The sequence below is a fragment of the Frankia sp. CpI1-P genome, assembly GCF_001421075.1.
Taxonomy (GTDB): Bacteria; Actinomycetota; Actinomycetes; order Frankiales; family Frankiaceae; genus Frankia; species Frankia torreyi.
Map to the genome: position 1 here is coordinate 1 of NZ_LJJX01000120.1, position 3,345 is coordinate 3,345.

The 3,345-nt window shown below is 72.4% G+C and carries 1 pseudogene; it reads left to right on the top strand.

Annotated elements, in window-relative coordinates:
- Positions 1-622: pseudogene (locus FF86_RS36900) on the top strand (helix-turn-helix domain-containing protein); the annotation flags it as partial.
- Positions 623-3,345: the final 2,723 nt, after the last annotated feature.

Consider the following 3,345-nt stretch of genomic DNA (forward strand, 5'->3'; position numbering starts at 1 on the left):
ACAGATGGAGATTGCCGCCGGCCGGCGGGCGCCGTTCACCATGTTGGGTGACTGGGTTGCCCTGTCCGGCATCGACGATCACGCGAAGGTCCTGTACTGGTGCCTCGCGATGCACGTCAACGTTGCCCGCGACGACACCGAGGTCTGGCCGAGCCGGTACACCCTCGCGGAGTGGTGCGGGTTCGCCAAGGCCGAGTCCGTGGATCGCTACCTTGCCCAGCTCGTGGAGCTGGGGGCCATCGAGGTCCGCCAGCACCGCCACGCCGGCGGGATGCGGGCCCGCAACCGGTACCTCGTCCACGGGTCTCCCTCCGACGACTACGCCGGCGCCCGCTCGTTGCACGAGTGGTACCAGCGACGCCTCGCCGAGGCCGACCCCGAGCCTTCCCGTAGTCCGTTCCAGCGGACTACGGCGCGACCTGCGGAAACACGAGAAACCCCAGCTCAGCCCGTAGTCCGTTCCAGCGGACTACCGGAGTCCGCCCCAGCGGACCTCGGTAGTCCGCCCCAGCGGACCGGAACTAAGACCAAGAACAACAAGACGAAAAACACCACCACCCCCGCGCGCACCCGCAAGGCACCAGCACCGAAACCACCGACCGGGGGTGGTGGTTCGAGTCCCNTTCNCCCCACCACGGAGCCGGCCGCCGAGTCGGAGGCCGCGCGGCTGGTGCTCGACACCGTGGCCGGGACGCTGACGCTCGGAGGCCCGGAGCGTGCCGTGCTCGCCGCNCCGATCGACGCCGCCGTGGCGGCCGGGTGGGAGCCGGCGGTGCTCGCCGCGCATCTGACCGCGGACCCCACCACGGACAAGATCAAGCAACCGGGCGGGTGGTTGATGTACCGGCTGACCGGCACGCNCAAAACCGGGGTGCCCGCGCTGNCGGAAGGCCCGACTGTGTGCCCGTGCACCGCGTGCCGCCGACACGTCCGCCAAGTCGAAGCCGCGATCAGGCAGCAGACGGCCGAGCTGGACCGGGCCCGGCAGCGTCACGCCGAGCAGACCGACGACCCCGGCCGGGCCCGGTACGAGACGATCACCGAGGCACTGGGAGCCGCGTTGCACGGCCGGATCGTCGCTGCCGAATTCGAGACGCTGCGGACGGGACGGTTCGGCGCGAATCTCGCCGGGAGCCTGGCCCAATCCCCGAAGCGCATCCGGGCCGTGGTCGGTGGCGTCTACGGCCGGTACGGCCACGACATCGCCGCGATCCGCACCTACGCCGAGTCGCTGCCGCCGGCAGGGCAGCCGGTGCCGGCCGTAGCCGCATCGGCCTAGGCGACCACCGGGCCGGACGGGATCGNCCGTCTGNGTGGCGTTGAGGGGCCGCAGGCGTGGCCCTGAGAGCCACACAGACGGATGGACGTCGGTCCCCTGGTGGGATGGGATGGGCGGAACCGTCTACGGCGATCTGAGAGCGTCGGTCGGCTGTCGGTCAGGGTCGGTCGGGCGTTGCCGAATTGGCCGTTCTGGGATCAAGACCGGACCCCNGCCGGCGGGAGNCGAGCCGGCGGGGGTTGGGCGTCGACGAGCACCAGGCGCACGCCGCCGGCGGGGGGCATCGGAGCCGGTGGGGTCCTCGCGCACGCGTGCCTACGCGTAGGCACGCGCAGTTGGGCCGCGGGTTCGGGCTGTCGGAGTCTCCAGTGGAGACCGCGCAGGATGATCGACAGGAGAGTCTGAACGGGTTGCCGGTCGGCGGGAAGGTCGCGCCGGTGCCGCTACGGGTAGCGGNGGGGCGACCGGCCGGGGCTACCGCCGGCGGGGGTCGGAAGCAGCCACACCGGGCGGGGGTCGCGGGTCGCGGCCGGCACCGCTCGGAGCGTCGGACCGGTCTCGCCGGCGGGGGNGGGGGCCGAGCCGCCGCTACCGCGACCCGTCCGGCGGGGGCGAGCTGGTGGGCGTCGACGTGGGCCAGGCGCACGAGCACGACCGGCCGGCGGCCGGGGTGCCGCCGATGGTGTGCACGATCCAGGCCGGCGGGTGGCCATGCGCGCAGGCGCGTACGCGCGCGTTGGGGCCGTGCATGCACGGATCTTGCACACCGGTTTGCACACCGTCGTGCACGGCGTTGCACAGCCCNCTGCACACCACCGGGACGGCTGCCGAAAGCCGATCGTCACGTGACGACCGAACCTTGTTGACATTGTCAACGAGGTTCGACGCGGAGCAGATCGTTCGACCCGGCAGGGATCTTGAAGGCGGGAACATTGTTACCACCTTCAAGATCGTCGCGAACTTTCTGAAGGGTTTCAAGGGCGGGGCGCCGTGCCGGCGCCCCGCCGGCGCACGCGCCGCGCCGGTCGGGTTCGCCGCGCGGCACGGGGCCCCGCCTCCCTTCGGTCGGCACCCCGTGGCGCGTCGACCCGCCGGGCGCGTCGGAGCGCCGGCGGGTCGGGTCCGTCGCCCCCAGGAGCGAGACGACCGCGGTTCCCCGGGAAGCGTCGGGAAGCGTCCGCGGTGTTGCCGAGAACGAGCACCAGGCCCACCGAGACGACCCCGGCCGGGAAGCCTGCGGGGAAGGCCCCGGGGAGGATCATGGGAAGCGCCCCGTGTCTCGCCTGNCCGACCGGGACGCTTCCCGCCGACCGAGACACCGAGTCGCCCGNCCGGGTGGCGAGACGACCCGACCGGGGAGCCGCCGGGAAGGATGNGGGGAAGATCCGGGAAGGATGNGGGAAGCGTCGCGCGTATCGCCCCGACTGCCGAGACGGGCCCCGATCCGACTGTCGAGACGCGCACCCGACTACCGGGGTCGGGACACCCGACTACCGAGGTCAACCAGGCACGGGAGCGTTGCCGGCCGAGACGTCCGGCCGACCGGGTCGGCTGCCGAGTCGGGTCGGTGGACCTCTCCAGTCGGGTCGGTCGGNGGGCCAGTCGGGAAGACCGCGGGAAAGATCCGGGGAAGATCATCGGGAAGCGGGAGCGAGACGCCGCGGGCCGCTTCCCGCTTCGGCTCGGCTTCGTCTCGTCTCGCTTCCCGAGGCTGNCGAGACGAGACGGGAAGCGCCCCGCCGGCGGCCGGACCGGGAAGCGCGCGCAGCCTCACCCGAGAGATCACCAAGCAAGATCGGAACCGGTTACACCTTTTGCACTTCCCAGTGATCAAGGTGGGGTGCACCGTCGAAAACGCGCGTTCTCGACACCATCGGCCGGTGTGCAGGCGGGCCCGGTGCACGGGGCCCAACGCGCGTGTGCGCCTGCGCGCCTAGGCAGCCGCGGGCCCGTCTGGGTGCGGGTCGGCGTACGCCTCCCTTATGTCGCGGAGTGCTTGGGGGGTGCCCAGCGGTCCGCCGACCTGCGCCAGCGTCAGCGGTCGGACCCCCCTGTGTTGGCGGGGG